This is a genomic window from Rhizobacter sp., assembly GCA_021153565.1.
Lineage (GTDB): Bacteria > Pseudomonadota > Gammaproteobacteria > Burkholderiales > Burkholderiaceae_C > Albitalea.
The window spans coordinates 1-16,174 of record JAJKJU010000296.1; the positions used below are offsets into that span (position 1 = coordinate 1).

Here is a 16,174-nt window from a genome sequence, read left to right on the forward strand (position 1 = left end):
AATGCCGCGCAGGTTCGAGACGCCTCTTGGTCGTCGACATGACAGCATTTCGCTGGTCGATCCCCGTGTACGGGGCCCCTCGCCCTTCGCTTCATGCTGTCACCCCTGCCGCCTCAAGACACGTCTTGAGCTTGTCCAGTCCCCGCCGTACCCACGCCTTGGCCGTCCCCAAGGGCGCATTCAACGCCTGCGCAATGTCCGTATGCACCATCCCTTGGTAGTAAGCCAGCGCCAGCGCTTGCCGTTGCGACGGATTCAACTCGCTCATGCAGCGGTCGATATTCACCTTGACGAGGCTGTCGTCGAGCAACTGCTGCGGTTGCAGGGATTCGTCGCCCGCCACCTCCATCCCTTCGTCGTCGAGCACGACGGTCGTGTTGCGCTCGGTCTTGCCCGAGCGCAGGGCGTCGATCGCCTTGTTGCGCACGATGTTGATGAGCCACGTCATGGGGGTGGCAACTCCAGGGTTGTAGCCTGCGGCGCTGTTCCAGACATTCATGAAAGCTTCCTGCAGCACCTCTTCGGCGCGATCCCTGTTGCTCAATATACGGAATGCAATGCCCAAAAGATGCGCGCAGGTCGAGCGATAAAGCTGCTCGAACGCTGACCGGTCGCGCAAGGCCACTTTGGACAGCAATTGCGGAAGGTCAGCAGCAGCAGACATGGGCGGATCGGGGAGATGCCCCGCAACAGTTGGCCGGCGCAGAGTATGCCGTCATCTCCCAGAATCAAACCAGCGGATTCCATCCGAACCTACAATCGCGCCCCCCTGCGTTTTCCTGATCGGCCCCACCATGTACTGTGCGATCGACTTCGGCACCTCGAATTCAGCCATCGCCATCCCTGCCCCCGCGGGCGCCATGCGCCTCGTCGAACTCGAACGCGGCCACAGCACGATGCCCACCGCCGTCTTCTACTTCGTGGAGGGGCCGGAAACCAACGGCCCGCCGCGCGCCTTCGGCCGGGCGGCCGTGTCGGCCTACGTGGACGGCGTCGACGGACGCCTGATGCGCTCGATGAAGAGCATCCTCGGCTCCGCGCTCGTTGACCAGACCACCGACATGGGCGGCGGGCGGGGGGTGAAGTACATCGACATCATCGCGGGCTACCTGCGGCATCTGAAGACGACCGCCGAGGCGCAAGGGGGCGCTCCGATCCGCCAAGCGGTTTTAGGCCGGCCGGTGTTCTTCGTCGATGACGATCCCGTTCGCGACCGGCAGGCGCAACTGACGCTGGAAGCAGCAGCGCGCAGCGTGGGCTTCGAGGAAGTGCATTTCCAGTACGAGCCCATCGCCGCTGCCTTCGACCACGAGCGGCAGATTGACCACGAAGAGATAGTGCTGGTGGCCGACATCGGCGGCGGCACCTCCGACTTCTCAATCGTGCGTGTGGGCCCGAAACGGGCCACCCGGCTGGAGCGCAAGGACGACATCCTCGCCAACCACGGCGTGCACGTCGCCGGCACCGACTTCGACCGCCGCGTCGAGCTCGCAAGCGTGCTGCCGGAGTTCGGCTATGGCGCCTACGGCCCGAGCATCGCAGGCGCGCCCCCACGCGAAGTGCCCAGCGGCGTGTACTTCGACCTCGCGACCTGGCACCTGATCAACACCGTGTACAGCCCCCAGCGCGTGGCCGAGCTGCGGGCGATGAAGGTGAACTACGCCGACCCGCTGCATCACAAGCGGCTGATGATCGTGGTGACCGAGCGGCTCGGGCATGAACTGGCTGCGCGCGCCGAGCAGGCCAAGATCGACGTCGCCGGCGGAGGCGATGCAGTCATTGACCTCAGCCACGTCGAATCGAAGCTCACAGCGCGCCTGACTGAAGATAGTGCCGTCGACGCCATCGAGGGCGACATCGAACGCATCGTCAATGCGGCACGCGAAACAGCGTCGCAGGCCGGTTTGCGGCCGGAGCAGATCGATGCGCTCTATTTCACTGGCGGCTCGACGGGCTTTCGCCTGCTGTCGCAGAAGATCGCTGAGGCATTCCCAACAGCCCGTGCCGTTCGTGGCGACCGGTTCGCGAGCGTGGCGACCGGGCTGGGCCTGCACGCGCGCCGGCTCTTCGACCGCGCCTGAGAGGCTGAGAGTATTTCGGGTCACCTGATCAGCGCCGGCGTGGCGGACGCTGCCTGGGCGCCGCTCGCGACGCGTGCGGCGCGCTGGCGGGCCGGCTGACGTCCGCGAGCAGCAAGGTGGCACGAACGAGGCCTTCCACCGCCTCCGCCAAGTCAGCGGGGGGCTCCAGCGTCTCGATTTCGTTCAGCAGATCGTCTGCGTCTTCGAGGTCGTCGGCGTCGAGGTAGCGGTACACCAGCGCGAGCGGCTCGGTGATCTCCGCCGCGTCGAATTGCATCACCGAGGGAAAGAACTCGTGCGCGGTGGCGAAGCCCGCCACCCACGGGTAGACAGCGTCGACTTCCGCGGGCGCCTCCTCAACATCGTCTGACTCGTCCTGCACCTCGTCGACCTGGAGCTCGAACACCCAAGGGTCGAACCATTGGCGGCGGGCAATCGCGTCTTCGAGTTCGGCGTGGCGGCGGCGTACCAGGACATGCAGCCGGCTCGCATCGAATCCTGCCGGCAGCGGACGGCCGTCCACATCGGTGATGTGTGGCAACCAGCGACTTTCGGGAATGCGCTGCGGCTGCAACAGCACGCCACAGAGAAATCCGTCGAGCATGCTCACATCCAGCGCTTCGAGCGACTGTGGCACGCGGTCGAGCAGGACCTGGAGTTCGTCGATTTCGCGCTCGTCAAGGGGCTGGACCACCGCACGCTTGATCGGCGGCGGAGATGTATGCGCTGCCCGGTGGGGCGGACGCGGACGGGTACGGGGAGGAAGCGGCATGGCGTGATTGTGGCGCGTGAGCGGCCGTCGCCTCCTGGTTTGAACGTCTCCTGCACGACAACCGGGAAACGTCCCGCCACAAAGGAATCAGGAATCGCGGCGTCCTCCCTTGTATTGGGGATATCCGCACCGGATGCTTGCCCCTACAGTGCGTTCATCGCTGTCACACGGGGCTTCTCCAGATGCCCCGCGTCAAGGTCCCTAGACACCCTCCATCGAAAAAGATCAACGAATCAATCAGGGTGAGTGACCGAGCAACCGTCCCAACGACGTCCTTTTAATCAAGGACCTTTACAGCCCACCCGCTTCCAAGCGGGTGGGCTTTTTTTTCGTCTGTCGACGACGGCAGTCTAGGACTAGGAAAGAATCATCTGCGTGCACCGAAACAGCGCCATCTTCTTGCCTGTCGGGGCGAAGACCGTGGCGGCCCAGACCTGGGTGCTGCGCCCGAGGTGCTCGGCCACGGCTTCGCAGCGGATCACGCCTTCCTTGGCGGTGCCGAGGAAGTTGCTCTTCAGCTCGATGGTGGTGAAGTTCTTGGCTTCTTGGGGTAGATGCGCCATCGTCGCGTAGCCCGCGCAGGTGTCTGCCAGCAGGATGACGCTGGCTGCATGCAGGAAGCCGTTGGGCGCGTGCATCCAGGGCTGCAGCTCCAGTTCGCCATCGAGGCGACCCTGCGCGATCTGAGTGATGCGCACGCCGTAGCGGTCGGGGAGGGTGCCCGACTGCTTGCGATGAAAGGTGTCCGGTGTGATGTGTGGCCTGAGCATTGAGTTCGCCCTGTAGTTTCGGACGGCCGAGCATAGCGAGACTTGGCGACGATCGCGTTTGTTGGATACGACCTTCAGGCACCAAAGCCTGTCGACAGCTCTGCGCGCAAGTGGTCTACGAGCACCTGCACCGCTCGCGGCGTCGTGCGGCTCCAGGTGCGGACGGCGTAGATCGCGTCCCCGAAAAAACCCACCGGCCGCCAGTGCGGAAGCACCTCGCGCAGTTTTCCCGCGCGCAAAGCGCCGACGGCACTGAAGTCGGGAATCTGCGCGATGCCAAGACCTGAAAACACTGCATCGCGCAGCAGCTCGGAGTTGTTCGCGCGCAAAGGCCCCTGCACGCTCACAATGACGCGCTCACGCTCGCGTGCGCCACGGGGGCGCTCCGCCTTTTCGAAGAGCCATTTGGCCGGCCCGGTGCGCAGGTACGCAAGACAGTCGTGGTCCACCAGTTCGCTCGGATGTTCGGGCACACCCTTTCGGCGCAAATAGCCGGCGGTGGCCACGAGCAACGTGCGCGAGTCGCAAAGCTTCCATGCGACGTGGTTGTCCGGCGGCGCACTGGTGTGCCGCACCGCGAGGTCGAAGCCTTCATGCGCGAGATTCACCATGCGATCCGAAAGTTCGAGCTCGACGCGCACGTCTGGATGTGACCGGAAGAAGGCCTCAAGCGTCGGCCCCACATGCTGCCGTCCGAGAGCCACGGGTGCGGTGACGCGGACCAGTCCGCGCGGCTCACCCGCCAGGTCGCGCACGTCGGAAAGGCTTCGCGAGATTTGGGCGAAGGATTCAGCGGTCTCTTCGACCAGCCGCCGTCCGGCATCGGTCAGGCGTACAGAGCGTGTCGTGCGCTGCACCAGCGTGAGCCCGACTGAACGCTCGAGTTCGGCGATGCGCTGGCTCACTGCCGCCTTGCTGAGCGCGAGGCGTTGCGCAGCCTGCGTGAAGCTGCCGGTCTGGGCGATGACGGTCAGCAAGTGGACGTGGGGCCACCACGTGTCGGTGCGTTCGCTGCTCATTGATTGGTCTTTCCTTTCCGACACGCATTATTCGTTTGAATGAACAATCAAATCAGTTAACGAGCATTGGCATCACAGGGTGAGAGGCCTAGACTTCAGGAATTCCTCTCGGAGACCTCATCATGGGCGCACCTGAATCCTTCACCGGCACCACCGACGTCGGCCACTTCATTGCGGGCCGCCCCGTGGCCAGCACCAGTGCTCGCAAACAAGCGGTCTATAACCCCGCGACGGGCAAGATTGCTCGTCAAGTAGCGCTGGGGTCGGCCGAAGAGGTGAACCTCGCAGTCGCTGCCGCCCAAGCCGCCTTCCCAGCCTGGGCCGACACACCGCCCATCCGCCGGGCCCGCGTGCTCAATGCCTTTCTCGCGCTGCTCAACGAACACAAGGACACCCTCGCCGCCATGATCACCGCCGAGCACGGCAAGGTGTTCACCGATGCGCAGGGCGAAGTCTCGCGCGGCATCGACATCGTTGAATTCGCCTGCGGCATTCCGCAGTTGCTCAAGGGAGATTTCACCGACCAGGTGAGCACCGGCATCGACAATTGGACGCTGCGCCAACCCTTGGGCGTGGTCGCCGGCATCACCCCCTTCAACTTCCCGTGCATGGTGCCTTGCTGGATGTTCCCCGTGGCCATCGCCTGCGGCAATACCTTCGTGCTGAAGCCCAGCGAACGCGATCCGTCGGCGTCCCTGTTCATGGCAGAACTGCTCAAGCAAGCCGGCCTGCCCGACGGCGTGTTCAACGTCGTGCAAGGCGACAAGGCGGTGGTGGATGCCCTGCTCGCTCATCCGAACGTGAAGGCGTTGAGCTTCGTCGGCTCCACGCCGATCGCGCAGTACATCTACGAAACCGGCGCGCACCACGGCAAGCGCGTGCAGGCACTGGGTGGTGCGAAGAACCACATGGTGGTGATGCCCGACGCCGACATCCCGCAGGCGGTGGACGCGCTCATCGGCGCGGCCTACGGCTCCGCGGGCGAGCGCTGCATGGCAATCAGCGTGGCGGTGCTGGTGGGCGACGTGGCTGACAAGGTCGTTCCGCTCCTGGCCGAACGCGCGAAGGCGCTCAAGATCAAGAACGGCATGGAACTCGATGCCGAGATGGGCCCCATCGTCACGCGGCAGGCTTTGGAACGCATCGAAGACTACATCGACGTCGGCACCCGCGAAGGCGCCAAGCTGGTGGTCGACGGCCGAGGCATCCGCGTGCCCGGCCACGAAGACGGATTCTTCACTGGCGGCACGCTCTTCGACCACGTCACGCCCGACATGCGGATCTACAAGGAAGAGATCTTCGGCCCGGTGCTTGCCTGCGTTCGCGCCAAAGACTTCTCCGAAGCCGTGCAACTCGTCAACGACCACGAGTACGGCAACGGGGTCGCGTGTTATACGCGCGACGGTCACGTGGCACGCGAGTTCGCACGCCGCATACAGGTTGGCATGGTGGGCATCAACGTGCCGATTCCGGTGCCCATGGCCTGGCACGGATTCGGCGGCTGGAAGCGCAGCCTCTTCGGGGACATGCACGCCTACGGCGAAGAGGGGGTTCGCTTCTACACAAAGCAAAAATCCGTCATGCAGCGCTGGCACGAAAGCACCGCCAAGGGCGCGGAGTTCGTCATGCCTACCGCAAAGTAGGGATTTGGCCCAATCGCCCGATTGCTCCGGGCAAAGCACGGCAGGCGCAATCGGGTGGCGGTGGCGGTGGCGGTGGCGTAGGGGTCAATACTCCCAGAACATCCTTTGCAACTCCGCTGTGCTGTTGGTGCGCGTGAGTGCCAAGGCCGCAAGAATCTTCGCCTTCTGCGGATTCAAATCATGCGCTACCACCCAGTCGTACTGGTCGTCCGGCTGCTCCGAATTGCGGATCACGAAACCATCTGCGACGCGTGACGAACGCACCACGTGCACGCCGCCGGCGCGAATCTTCTTGAGCGTGTCGACGGCGTAATTCGGCACCGATCCGTTGCCCACGCCTGCGTTGATGATCGCCTTGGCGCCTGCCTTCACGGCTGCGTCGTACATCTCGACCGCCATGTTCCCCGAACCGTAGACGATCTGCACTTCAGGCAGGGTTGTCAGCATGTCGATGTCGAACTCCGACTGCATCGTGTGGCGCTTGACCGGCGCACGGAACCAGTAGACCTTGTTCTCGACCACCATGCCCAGCGGCCCCCATGCACTGGCGAAGGCATTGGTTTTGATGTTGATGCGCTTGGCAGCGTCGCGGCCGGTGAGGATGTCGTCATTCATCTCGACAAGCACGCCCTTGCCGCGCGCGCTCGGCGTTCCGGCCAGCACCACGGCGTTGTAAAGGTTGAGCATGCCGTCGGCCGACATCGCCGTGCCGGGGCGCATGGAGCCCACCACCACGATGGGCTTGTCGGTGTGCACGACGAGATTCAGGAAGAACGAGGTCTCTTCCAACGTATCCGTGCCATGCGTGACGACCACGCCGTCCACACCAGGCTCTTTCACGAGAGCGGACACGCGCTTGCCGAGTTGCAGCAACCTATCGTTGGTGAAGCTTTCGGAAGCGATCTGGAACGTCTGCTCGCCGCGGACGTTGGCGACATCATTCAGCTCGGGAATACCCGCGATCAACTTGTCGACCGGCACTTTGGCGGCTTGATAAGTCGCACTGTTGGCCGTCGTGGCACCAGCGCCGGCAATGGTGCCGCCGGTTGCGACGATGACGATGTTGGGCTTGACGCCTGCGTTCGCCATCTGCGGAGCCACTTGGGCGCAGGCGGTGTTGGCCGCAACGAGCGCGGTCAGTCCGGCGCGCAGCATGAATGGGAGGAAGGCTCTCACGTTTTGTCTCCTGCTTTTTAGTCTGGTAACGAATGCTAGGCAATGGAGGCGCGAGAGTGGGCTGAGTGTCCGCATCACATCCATGCACGGCACTCATATCCATGAGGACGTGCTGGTTACCATAGGCAGCATGCGTCTTCGGCACATTGAGGTATTTCAGGCGGTGATGGAAACCGGCAGCATGAGTGCGGCTGCCCGGCTCATTCACCTGACCCAATCGGCGGTGAGCCGATCGGTGGCCAACGCGGAACTTCAATTGGGCTTTCCGCTCTTCCACCGGGCCGGCGGGCGGCTGGTGGCCACGACCGAAGGCCTTGCGCTCTTTGAAGAAAGCTCGGCCATCTTCGAACGACTTGAATCGCTCAAGCGAACGGCCCAGAACTTGAAGAGCGGCGAGCAAGGCTCGGTGCTACGAATCGCCGCCATTCCTGCGGTGTGCCACAAGCTGTTGCCCGACGCACTCGCACGTTTTCACCGCCTTCATCCGAACGTGACGGTGGAGGTACACACGGTGCACAAGCGCCAGATCGCCGCCGAGCTGCTCACGCGCACTGTCGACGTCGGCATGGACTACTACACCATTACCCACCCGGGCATTCAGTCGCGATCTCTTGGCGTCGGGCCGTTATACGCAATGCTGCCCGGCCGGCACGCCCGATCGATCACCGAAAAGATCAGCCCCACGGGTCTGCTCGAACTGCTGTCGACCCTGCCGATGATCGCTTTGACCGACGACGATCCCCTCTACATGGCGTTTCTGCGCTATTGCGAGCATCAGGGTTTTCGACCGACGGGGAGCATCCTCGTGCAGACTTCGCAACTCGCAGAGGAACTCGTCGCGCGCGAACTCGGATGGACGGTGGTTGACTTTCGCACCGCGTCGATGCGGCGCAAGGACGTGGTGGTCACGCCTCTGCAGCCGTATGTGGAGTGCACGATGAACGCATTCTTCGCGAAGAACCATTCGCCGACGCTTTTGGCGCGGCGCCTGGCCGATACAGTGAAAGCGGTGATCAAGGAAGGCTTGCCCGCCTGACAGGAGCGGGCCATCCTGAGCGCCATGTCTCAGAGACTCCTGCTACAGCCGTTCGCTCTCAGCCGCTTGCGGCCGCCACTTCATCAAGACCTTTTCAGCCACGCCGACCATCATGTCGAGCACGAGCGCAAATGCCGTGAGCACGAGAATGCCCGCCATCACGGTGTTGATGTCGAAGCTGCCTTCAGCCTGAAGGATGAGGTAGCCCACGCCTTGCGACGAGCCAAGGTATTCGCCCACCACCGCGCCGACGAAGGTGAGGCCCACCGAGGTGTGCAATGAACTGAATACCCAGCTCGTGGCGCTGGGCAAATACACGTGACGCAGCAACTGACGCTTGCTCGCGCCCAGCATGCGCGCGTTGGCGAGAACCACCGGGCTCACCTCCTTCACGCCCTGGTAGACGTTGAAAAACACGATGAAGAAGACGAGCGTGACGCCCAATGCGACCTTGCTTGCGATACCCAGGCCGAACCACACCGCGAAGATGGGCGCGAGGATCACGCGCGGCATGGCGTTGAGCGCCTTGATGTAGGGGTCGAAGATCGCCGCCGCCATCGGACTCAACGCGAGCCAGAGTCCGCACGCGAGACCGAGCGCAGTGCCGATGCCGAAGGCGAGGACCGTTTCGAGCAGCGTGATCCACAGGTGCCGGTAGATGTCAGCATGGGCGATGAACCAGTCCCAGATGCGGCTGAAGATCTTGATCGGCTCGCCGAAGAAGAATGCCGCCTGTCTGTCGTCGGAGAAAAGAATAGGCGGCACGAGCCCGGGTGCAGTGAGCACATGCCACAGCACGAAGACGATCACGAGCACGCCGACCTGCCAGATGCGCAGGTTGCGGCGGCTGGGCTTGATGAGTTGCCACATGGTCGTCACGCCGCGAGCTGCTGCTTGTAGCCTTTGAGGACTTCCTCGCGCAGCACGTCCCAGATGGCCTTGTGCAGATCCACGAAGCGAGGGGCCGTGCGCACCTCGGCCACGTCGCGCGGGCGCTCGAGGTCGATGTGGAATTCGCCGATCGGATGCGACGCCGGGCCGGCCGACAAGACGACGACGCGGTCGCTCATCGCGATGGCTTCGTCGAGATCGTGCGTGATGAACAGCACTGCTTTCTTCTTGGCATTCCAGATGTCCAGCACCTCGTTCTCCATCAATTGCCGCGTCTGGATGTCCAAGGCCGAGAAGGGTTCGTCCATGAGGATGATGTCCGGGTCAAGCACCAGCGTTTGCGCAAGACTCACGCGCTTTCGCATGCCGCCCGAGAGCTGATGCGGATAGCGGTCGCCAAAGCCGCCCAGGCCCACGCGCTTGAGCCAGTCCTCGGCCTGCTGTCGGGCGTCGGCGATGCCGCGAAACGACAAGCCGGCCATCACGTTTTCGAGTGCGGTGCGCCAGGGCATCAGGCTTTCGGCCTGAAACATGTAGCCAGCGCGCCCGTTGATGCCGGCGAGCTTCTGGCCGAAGACGTGGACTTCTCCGGTACTGGGCAGCAGCAGGCCGGCAGACATGTTGAGCAGCGTGCTCTTGCCGCATCCCGTCGGCCCGACCACCGAGACGAATTCGCCCGAGCCGACCTTGAGCGACACGTGGCGCACCGCGGTGTAGCGCTGCGACGGATCGTCGCGGGAGACAAAAGTACAACTGACACCGTCCAGCGTCAGGGCGGGTGCCGTCATGCCTTGGGGTACTTCTGGTTTGCCCGCCTCACGAAGTCGTTGGTCCACGCCGCGGCGAGATCGAACTTCAAGCCTTTGAGCGAATCGTCGATGCTCTGCAAGGCGCGCAGGGCCGTGGCTGCACCCGCCTCGGGGATCATGCCGTCCGCTGACATCGCGCCTTTGCTCGCGAGAAAGGAGTCGATGTAGACGGCCCGATCGCCCAGCAGATAGCTCTCGGGCACGGCTTTGATGATTTCGGTGGCGCCGGCCGCCTGGATCCACTTGTTCGCGCGCACGATCGCGTTGGCAAGCGCCTGCGTGGTCGCGGGGTTCTTGTCGATGAAGGCTTGCGGCGCGTACAGGCAGCCCGCCGGCATCGGCCCGCCGAACACCTTGTCGGCTTCCGCCACGATGCGCGTGTCGGAAATGATCTTCAAGTCGCCGCTTCGCTGCAGGAGCGTGATGACAGGGTCGACGTTGCTGATCGCATCGATCTGTCCCGAGCGCATCGCGGCCACCGCGCCGCTGGTAGCGCCCACGCCGATGATGGACACGTCACTCGGCTTGATGCCCGCCTTCGCGAGCACGAAGTTGGCCATGACGTTGGTCGACGAACCCGGCGCTGTCACGCCGATCTTCTTGCCCTTCAGGTCCGCCACCGTTTTGTAGTTCGGCATGGTCTTCGGATTCACGCCCAGCACCACCTGCGGCGCGCGGCCCTGCAGCACAAACGCACGCAGCTTCTGGCCTTTGGCCTGCATGTTCAGCGTGTGCTCGAAAGCCCCCGAGACCACGTCCGCGCTGCCTCCCACCATCGCCTGCAGTGCGCGAGAACCACCGGCGAAATCAGCAATGGTGACTTCCAGGCCCTCCGACTTGAAATAGCCAAGGCTTTCGGCGATGGACAGCGGAAGGTAGTACAGAAGATTCTTGCCGCCAACCGCGATGGTCAGCTTGGGCTTTTCGAGCTCCTGTGCCCGGACGAAGGCAGGAGCGGCAAGTGTGGCGGCACCATAGAACACGAAACTGCGTCGTTGCATTGGGCATCTCCGACTAAGGGTCTTCGACTTTACATGCGGAATGTTGCAGGCTCAGGATGCGTTGCGCTGCTCTTTGTCCACCCTACAATCCTTCGCGATGAAGACTCTTCGTGTGCTGGCGTTGGCCTTGTGCTTCGTGCCGCCCTTCGCTTCGGCTCAACCTGAAGCGCCCGCACCGGCCGAAGCGGCCAGTGCACCCGTCGTTTCGATGTCGGCGCGCAAGGTCTATGAACAGGCGCGTTCGCAGCTGCTGCAGATCCGCACCGTGCTCAAGGGCCGGGCGAGCCAGACCTCTGTGGGCTCGGGCTTCATCGTCTCCAAGGAAGGCCACATCATCACGAACTTCCACGTCGTGAGCGAAGTGGCGCTGGAGCCTGCAAACCACGATCTCGTGTACGTCACCGCCGATGGCCGCGAGGCCAAGCTCGACATCCTGATGCTCGACGTGCTGCACGACCTCGCTCTGGTCAAGCCCGCGGCGCCCGCAGATTCGCAAGCCAAGGGCAAGGAGACCGCAACCAAGGAAGCGCCGCCCGTCTGGGACGCCTTGAACTTCCGCTCGCCCAAGCAAACACTGGGGCAAGGCGAGCGCATGTATTCGCTGGGCAACCCGCTGGACGTGGGCTTCGCGGTGATCGAAGGCAACTACAACGGGCTCGTCGAGCGCAGCTTCTATCCGCAGATCTTTTTCTCGGGCGCCTTGAGCGCGGGCATGAGCGGCGGACCTGCACTCGACCAGGAAGGTCGCGTGATCGGCATCAACGTTGCGCGCCGTGTCGATGGCGAACAAGTGAGCTTCCTGGTGCCCGCGTCATTCGCCGCGGCCTTGCTCGAACGCGGCCGCAATGCACCGCCGATGAAGGGCGCGGCGCATGCGGAGATGACGCGGCAACTGCTTGAACACCAGGCCGTGCTGACCGACCGCTTTATTGCGCAGGGTTGGAAGTCGGCGACGCATCCGCGCTACCGGGTGCCCGTGCCGCCGGAGCGTTTCATGCGCTGCTGGGGCGCGAGCCACCAATCGCGCACCGGCGGACTCGACTACGAGGACTCCCAATGCGTGATGGAAACGCGCATCTTCGTCGGGCAGTACACGACCGGTGCAATCAGTCTGCGGCACCAGAGCTACGACGGCAGCAAGCTCGGCACGATGCGTTTCGCGGCGCGTCATTCGGCGAGTTTTCGCAATGAGAATTTCCGGCGCCTGGGCGGCGAGCACATGACCAAGCCGCAGTGCCACGAAGACTTCATCACTCACGACAAGCTGCCCATGCGCGCCGTCGTCTGCATGCGTGCATACAAGAAGCTGCCGCAGCTCTACGACGTGTCGGTGCTCGTGGCCACGCTCGACCAGAACCAGGGTGGCGTGCAGGGCCGCTTCGACGCCCAGGGCGTGAGCTTCGGCAATGCCATCAAGCTCACTCAGCATTACCTTGACGCCTACGGGCTGCTTCAACCATGAGTGCCAGCCCGACGATCGCCCTGCTGGAAGTCCTGGACCGGGACGACCATGTGAAGCATTACCTGCCGGTGTCGACCTGGCCAGTCAGCGCGGGTCGCGCGCTCGACAACGACCTCGTCATCGACGACGACTACATCGCGCCGCATCACTTCCGCGTCGATGCCGACGAGAACGGCGTGTTCGTGCAGGTGGGCGAGACGATCAACGGCCTGCGCGCTGGCGCTCGCCATCTTGCCTACGGCGAGCGCATTGCCGTTGGCAGCACGCCGCTGCGGCTCGAGGTCGGCGATTCGCACCTGTGCCTTCGATTGGCGCATCACACAGTCCCACCGGAGCGGCCATTGCGCAAGCCGCGCAGCTTCTGGCACGCAGCGCGGCCGATTGTCACTGCGGGCGTGGCGGTGGTGGCGGTGCTGCTTTTCACGACCTGGCTGGACGCCGACCCGGATGATGCGACGCGTGCGCTTGGCGCGATGCTCCTGACCATGCTCGTGGCCGCCAGTGCGTGGAGCGCCGGCTGGTCACTGGTGTCGAAGATCTTCACGCGCCGCAGCCACTTCTGGTGGCACGTACGGGTGATGCTGATCGGCGTGCTCGCCATCGACCTCGTGGGCAGCGCCGCGCACCTGCTGGCCTACTCGTTTTCGTGGCCCGCGGTGAGCGACTTCACCTTCGTCTACACCTACGCGATCATTGCGGCGATGCTGTACTTCCATGTGCTGGGGGTCGAGCCCAAGCGACCGGTTCGAATGCAGGCCGTCGCTGTGGGCATGTTCGTGTCCGCCACAGGGCTGTCACTGTGGTTCAACCATCAGGCCCGTGACCAACTCGGCGAAGAGCTGTACATGAATCACCTCTTCCCGCCGGCCCTGCGCGCAGCCAGGCCGCTGGAAACCGACGCCTTCGTCAAGGGCTTGTCATCGCTGAAACCGACGCTCGATGACAAGGCCCGAAAGCGTGACACCGGAGACGACGGCGGGGGCGATGAAGATTGACCCGGGTGGAGCGCGGATGCGACGCACCGTGCTCATCACCGGCGGCAGCCGAGGCATCGGAGCGGCGGTGGCGGCGATGTGCGCCGAGCGCGGATTCGCGGTGGCCGTGAATTTCGCGCGAGATGAATCGGCGGCGAATGAGGTCGTCGAACACATTCGCGCATCAGGCGGCCAATCGCTCGCTCTGAAAGCCGACGTGTCCGATGAAGACCAGGTGCTCGCGATGTTCGCGCGCATCGACGCCGAGCTGCCGCCACTTGCAGGGCTCGTCAACAACGCGGGCGTGGTCGACGTGGCGGCACGCATTGACGAGATGTCGTTCGCCCGCTGGCAACGCATCTTTTCGATCAACGTGTACGGCAGCTTCTTGTGTGCCCGAGAAGCGGTCAAGCGCATGTCCACACGTCACGGCCATGCAGGCGGGTCCATCGTGAACCTGTCGTCTGCAGCGGCACGACTCGGGTCGCCCGCCATCTACGTCGACTACGCTGCAAGCAAGGGAGCAATCGACACCTTCACGCTGGGGCTCGCCCGCGAAGTCGCGGCCGAGGGCATTCGCGTGAACGCGGTGCGCCCCGGCATCATCGACACCGAGATTCACGAGACCAGCGGGCACGGCGAGCGGGCGCATTCGCTGGCCGCCCAATTGCCCATGCAACGTGCAGGCACAGCGGGCGAAGTGGCCGAAGCCATCGTCTGGCTGTTGTCCGACGCGGCGAGCTATACGACGGGTGCCTTGCTCGACGTGGCCGGAGGACGCTAAGGACTTGGCGAGGAACCACTTCCAGACCCCTCGGGCTGGGTCGCCTACGGCGTATCGAAGCCTCGGTACACGCGCTGAGGCATTCGCAGCCCGGAGACAGTCCGGATTACGGTCGTCGTTCGATGATTACCGGCACGAGGCTGAGCGCATCACGCACACGCTTGGCCACATCCTGAGCTTGCTCACGACTGGAATACGGACCAGCCTGCAAGCGAAAAGCGCTCGCCTCACTGAACACCGCCAGCAGCGGCGCGAGCCAGTCGAGGTCGGCCACCACCTTGCGATGGAAACCGTCCGCGCCTTCACGTTGCCGGAAGACACCCAACTGGACCCAGAAGCCCGCGCTCGGACGCGCCTCGGCAACGACGGCATTCGCGTCGGCACTCGGCGCGGGTTCCGACGACAGTGCGGGCGCCATGCGCTCGGCGGGGGGAGGTGCGATCGGCACAGGAGGCGTGACAACGGGCGGTGCGACAGTCACTGGCGCCGCCGGAATCGTCGCATCCTGCTCCGATGCAGCCGGTGTTCGCATGAGCGCCGTCACCTCACGATTGCTGTTCGACGCGGCCATGGCGTCCGGAGCACCGTCACGCCGCCACGTGCCTGCACGGATTTCCTCGAAGGTGATGCGCGTCAACTCCACCGGCGTCACGCCCTTGAGCGCACCCAGCTTGAATGCCGCCGTGTAGCTCAGGTCCACGATGCGGCCCGCATGAAATGGCCCGCGGTCATTGATGCGAACGACAACCTCGCGGTTGTTGGCTGGATTGCGCACGCGCGCATAGCTCGGGATGGGCAGCGTCGGATGCGCCGCTGTCATCGCGTACATGTTGTAGAGCTCCCCACTGGCCGTGCGCCGGCCATGGAACTTCTTGCCGTACCAAGAGGCAAGCCCGCGCTCGGCATACGCCTGGTCTTCGGTGATCGGCGTGTAGTCGCGCCCGAGGGCCTCGTAAGGCTTGTTGGGCCCGCCGTTTCGGATCGGCTCGATCTTCGGCTCCGCGTCGGGGACGCTGGCCAGATCGGTGGGCGGCTTGGCATCGGGCCCATCACGCTCGGAGCCGGTTGACGAACCCGGACGGGCCACGACCACAGGTCCGCCCGGGCCTCCGGTGGTCGTTCCCGCGCTTCTTGACGGACTCGTGCCGCAGCCCGTCAGCCCAGCGAAGACGACGAGAGCGGTTGCAGCACAGGCCAAGCGCAAGGCGGATGGCCTGATCGATGTACGCGAGCAAGCGGCGAGTGGCATGCGCAATCCGGATTTGGCGACATCGCTCGCGCAATGCCACCCCTCCGGGGGCAGTGGAATTGGGCGAATGATAAGCAAAAGCCTCCTCGGCCCATGTCGAGGCCGCTACCCGGCCTGAGAGGCTGAGAGGCTGAGAGGCTGAGAGGCTGAGAGCTGCAAGAGCAACCTGACGACGATGAACTTCGTGATGTCGAAGAACCCCAAGGCTCGCTTCACGATCGAGGCCGAGGTAATTTCGACGGAGGACATCAAGAAGCTGCATGGCCATGCCCTTGTCCAGCCAAGGCTTGCAGCTCGGGCAGGATTCCATTGCCGAGATCACAGGGAGGGGGCACCGCGTGATGTTTTCCCCGTCTCCTGTGGAAAACCCTGTGGGCCATCAGACGTGAGTGGTCGTAAGTCGTTGTGGCACAAGGTCTTCGACTTGTTTGCTGCAAGATGAGGCGGCCTCGCCGGGGGGCGATGCCAACGTCAGATCTGGGCGGGGCGTGCCCGGCTTTGTCCCAG

15 protein-coding genes are annotated in these 16,174 nt (G+C 63.9%); 6 read left to right on the forward strand and 9 right to left on the reverse strand.

The genetic code is table 11. From position 1 onward, the window contains the following. Positions 1 to 91 precede the first annotated feature (91 nt). Positions 92 to 664, reverse strand: a complete 573-nt coding sequence (locus AC30NL_RS18550) for a sigma-70 family RNA polymerase sigma factor (protein WP_489465467.1) — start codon at positions 662 to 664, stop codon at positions 92 to 94. Between the two features lie 130 nt (positions 665 to 794). Here AC30NL_RS18550 and AC30NL_RS18555 point away from each other — a divergent pair, with 130 nt between their 5' ends. Further along, positions 795 to 2,081, forward strand: coding sequence for an Hsp70 family protein (locus AC30NL_RS18555; RefSeq protein WP_489465468.1), 1,287 nt, complete (start codon positions 795 to 797; stop codon positions 2,079 to 2,081). 28 nt (positions 2,082 to 2,109) lie between these two features. Here AC30NL_RS18555 and AC30NL_RS18560 read toward each other — a convergent pair whose 3' ends face one another. The 3 genes from AC30NL_RS18560 to AC30NL_RS18570 all read right to left on the reverse strand — a co-directional run bounded on the left by AC30NL_RS18560 (position 2,110) and on the right by AC30NL_RS18570 (position 4,642). Next, positions 2,110 to 2,853: a YecA/YgfB family protein gene (locus AC30NL_RS18560; protein ID WP_489465469.1), complete on the reverse strand. Its 744-nt coding sequence runs from the start codon at positions 2,851 to 2,853 to the stop codon at positions 2,110 to 2,112. A 356-nt stretch (positions 2,854 to 3,209) separates the two neighbouring features. Further along, positions 3,210 to 3,623: a PaaI family thioesterase gene (locus AC30NL_RS18565; RefSeq protein ID WP_489465470.1), complete on the reverse strand. Its 414-nt coding sequence runs from the start codon at positions 3,621 to 3,623 to the stop codon at positions 3,210 to 3,212. A 74-nt stretch (positions 3,624 to 3,697) separates the two neighbouring features. Continuing rightward, positions 3,698 to 4,642 carry a LysR family transcriptional regulator gene (locus tag AC30NL_RS18570; RefSeq protein WP_489465471.1) on the reverse strand — a complete coding sequence of 315 codons (945 nt, stop codon included), beginning with the start codon at positions 4,640 to 4,642 and terminating at the stop codon, positions 3,698 to 3,700. 122 nt (positions 4,643 to 4,764) lie between these two features. On the opposite strand from AC30NL_RS18570, the gene AC30NL_RS18575 reads away from it, so the two are divergent. Beyond that, positions 4,765 to 6,285 (forward strand): CoA-acylating methylmalonate-semialdehyde dehydrogenase, encoded by a 1,521-nt coding sequence (locus tag AC30NL_RS18575; protein WP_489465472.1) that lies wholly within the window; start codon positions 4,765 to 4,767, stop codon positions 6,283 to 6,285. Positions 6,286 to 6,369: 84 nt separating this feature from the next. Here the strand turns inward: AC30NL_RS18575 and AC30NL_RS18580 are convergent, their stop codons facing one another. Next, positions 6,370 to 7,440, reverse strand: a complete 1,071-nt coding sequence (locus AC30NL_RS18580) for a type II asparaginase (RefSeq protein ID WP_489465490.1) — start codon at positions 7,438 to 7,440, stop codon at positions 6,370 to 6,372. 130 nt (positions 7,441 to 7,570) lie between these two features. Here AC30NL_RS18580 and AC30NL_RS18585 point away from each other — a divergent pair, with 130 nt between their 5' ends. Continuing rightward, positions 7,571 to 8,497, forward strand: coding sequence for a LysR family transcriptional regulator (locus AC30NL_RS18585; RefSeq protein WP_489465473.1), 927 nt, complete (start codon positions 7,571 to 7,573; stop codon positions 8,495 to 8,497). Between the two features lie 42 nt (positions 8,498 to 8,539). On the opposite strand, the gene AC30NL_RS18590 is transcribed toward AC30NL_RS18585, so the two are convergent. The 3 genes from AC30NL_RS18590 to AC30NL_RS18600 are packed head-to-tail and all read right to left on the reverse strand — an operon-like array spanning position 8,540 to position 11,198. Then, on the reverse strand, positions 8,540 to 9,367 hold the full coding sequence (locus tag AC30NL_RS18590) for an ABC transporter permease (protein ID WP_489465474.1): 828 nt from the start codon (positions 9,365 to 9,367) through the stop codon (positions 8,540 to 8,542). Between the two features lie 5 nt (positions 9,368 to 9,372). Continuing rightward, positions 9,373 to 10,176: an ABC transporter ATP-binding protein gene (locus tag AC30NL_RS18595; protein ID WP_489465475.1), complete on the reverse strand. Its 804-nt coding sequence runs from the start codon at positions 10,174 to 10,176 to the stop codon at positions 9,373 to 9,375. Beyond that, positions 10,173 to 11,198, reverse strand: coding sequence for an ABC transporter substrate-binding protein (locus tag AC30NL_RS18600; protein WP_489465476.1), 1,026 nt, complete (start codon positions 11,196 to 11,198; stop codon positions 10,173 to 10,175). The genes AC30NL_RS18595 and AC30NL_RS18600 overlap by 4 nt, the downstream gene beginning before the upstream one ends. Before the next feature lie 97 nt (positions 11,199 to 11,295). Here AC30NL_RS18600 and AC30NL_RS18605 point away from each other — a divergent pair, with 97 nt between their 5' ends. Genes AC30NL_RS18605 through AC30NL_RS18615 form a run of 3 tightly spaced genes read left to right on the forward strand, consistent with a single transcriptional unit; the run spans position 11,296 to position 14,418 of the window. Next, entirely contained in the window at positions 11,296 to 12,660 is a 1,365-nt protein-coding gene (locus AC30NL_RS18605; protein WP_489465477.1) for a S1C family serine protease, read from the forward strand. Next, positions 12,657 to 13,655, forward strand: coding sequence for an FHA domain-containing protein (locus AC30NL_RS18610; protein ID WP_489465478.1), 999 nt, complete (start codon positions 12,657 to 12,659; stop codon positions 13,653 to 13,655). Before AC30NL_RS18605 ends, AC30NL_RS18610 begins: the two co-directional genes overlap by 4 nt. A 16-nt stretch (positions 13,656 to 13,671) precedes the next feature. Continuing rightward, on the forward strand, positions 13,672 to 14,418 hold the full coding sequence (locus tag AC30NL_RS18615; protein WP_489465491.1) for an SDR family oxidoreductase: 747 nt from the start codon (positions 13,672 to 13,674) through the stop codon (positions 14,416 to 14,418). 106 nt (positions 14,419 to 14,524) lie between these two features. Here the strand turns inward: AC30NL_RS18615 and AC30NL_RS18620 are convergent, their stop codons facing one another. Continuing rightward, on the reverse strand, positions 14,525 to 15,667 hold the full coding sequence (locus tag AC30NL_RS18620; RefSeq protein WP_489465479.1) for a septal ring lytic transglycosylase RlpA family protein: 1,143 nt from the start codon (positions 15,665 to 15,667) through the stop codon (positions 14,525 to 14,527). Positions 15,668 to 16,174: the final 507 nt, after the last annotated feature.

Bases quoted from the DNA above. Each gene is read 5' to 3' on its own strand.
- AC30NL_RS18550 (WP_489465467.1), bottom strand. From the start codon at position 664: ATGTCTGCTGCTGCTGACCTTCCGCAATTGCTGTCCAAAGTGGCCTTG.
- AC30NL_RS18555 (WP_489465468.1), top strand. From the start codon at position 795: ATGTACTGTGCGATCGACTTCGGCACCTCGAATTCAGCCATCGCCATC.
- AC30NL_RS18560 (WP_489465469.1), bottom strand. From the start codon at position 2,853: ATGCCGCTTCCTCCCCGTACCCGTCCGCGTCCGCCCCACCGGGCAGCG.
- AC30NL_RS18565 (WP_489465470.1), bottom strand. From the start codon at position 3,623: ATGCTCAGGCCACACATCACACCGGACACCTTTCATCGCAAGCAGTCG.
- AC30NL_RS18570 (WP_489465471.1), bottom strand. From the start codon at position 4,642: ATGAGCAGCGAACGCACCGACACGTGGTGGCCCCACGTCCACTTGCTG.
- AC30NL_RS18575 (WP_489465472.1), top strand. From the start codon at position 4,765: ATGGGCGCACCTGAATCCTTCACCGGCACCACCGACGTCGGCCACTTC.
- AC30NL_RS18580 (WP_489465490.1), bottom strand. From the start codon at position 7,440: ATGCTGCGCGCCGGACTGACCGCGCTCGTTGCGGCCAACACCGCCTGC.
- AC30NL_RS18590 (WP_489465474.1), bottom strand. From the start codon at position 9,367: ATGTGGCAACTCATCAAGCCCAGCCGCCGCAACCTGCGCATCTGGCAG.
- AC30NL_RS18595 (WP_489465475.1), bottom strand. From the start codon at position 10,176: ATGACGGCACCCGCCCTGACGCTGGACGGTGTCAGTTGTACTTTTGTC.
- AC30NL_RS18600 (WP_489465476.1), bottom strand. From the start codon at position 11,198: ATGCAACGACGCAGTTTCGTGTTCTATGGTGCCGCCACACTTGCCGCT.
- AC30NL_RS18605 (WP_489465477.1), top strand. From the start codon at position 11,296: ATGAAGACTCTTCGTGTGCTGGCGTTGGCCTTGTGCTTCGTGCCGCCC.
- AC30NL_RS18610 (WP_489465478.1), top strand. From the start codon at position 12,657: ATGAGTGCCAGCCCGACGATCGCCCTGCTGGAAGTCCTGGACCGGGAC.
- AC30NL_RS18615 (WP_489465491.1), top strand. From the start codon at position 13,672: ATGCGACGCACCGTGCTCATCACCGGCGGCAGCCGAGGCATCGGAGCG.
- AC30NL_RS18620 (WP_489465479.1), bottom strand. From the start codon at position 15,667: ATGCCACTCGCCGCTTGCTCGCGTACATCGATCAGGCCATCCGCCTTG.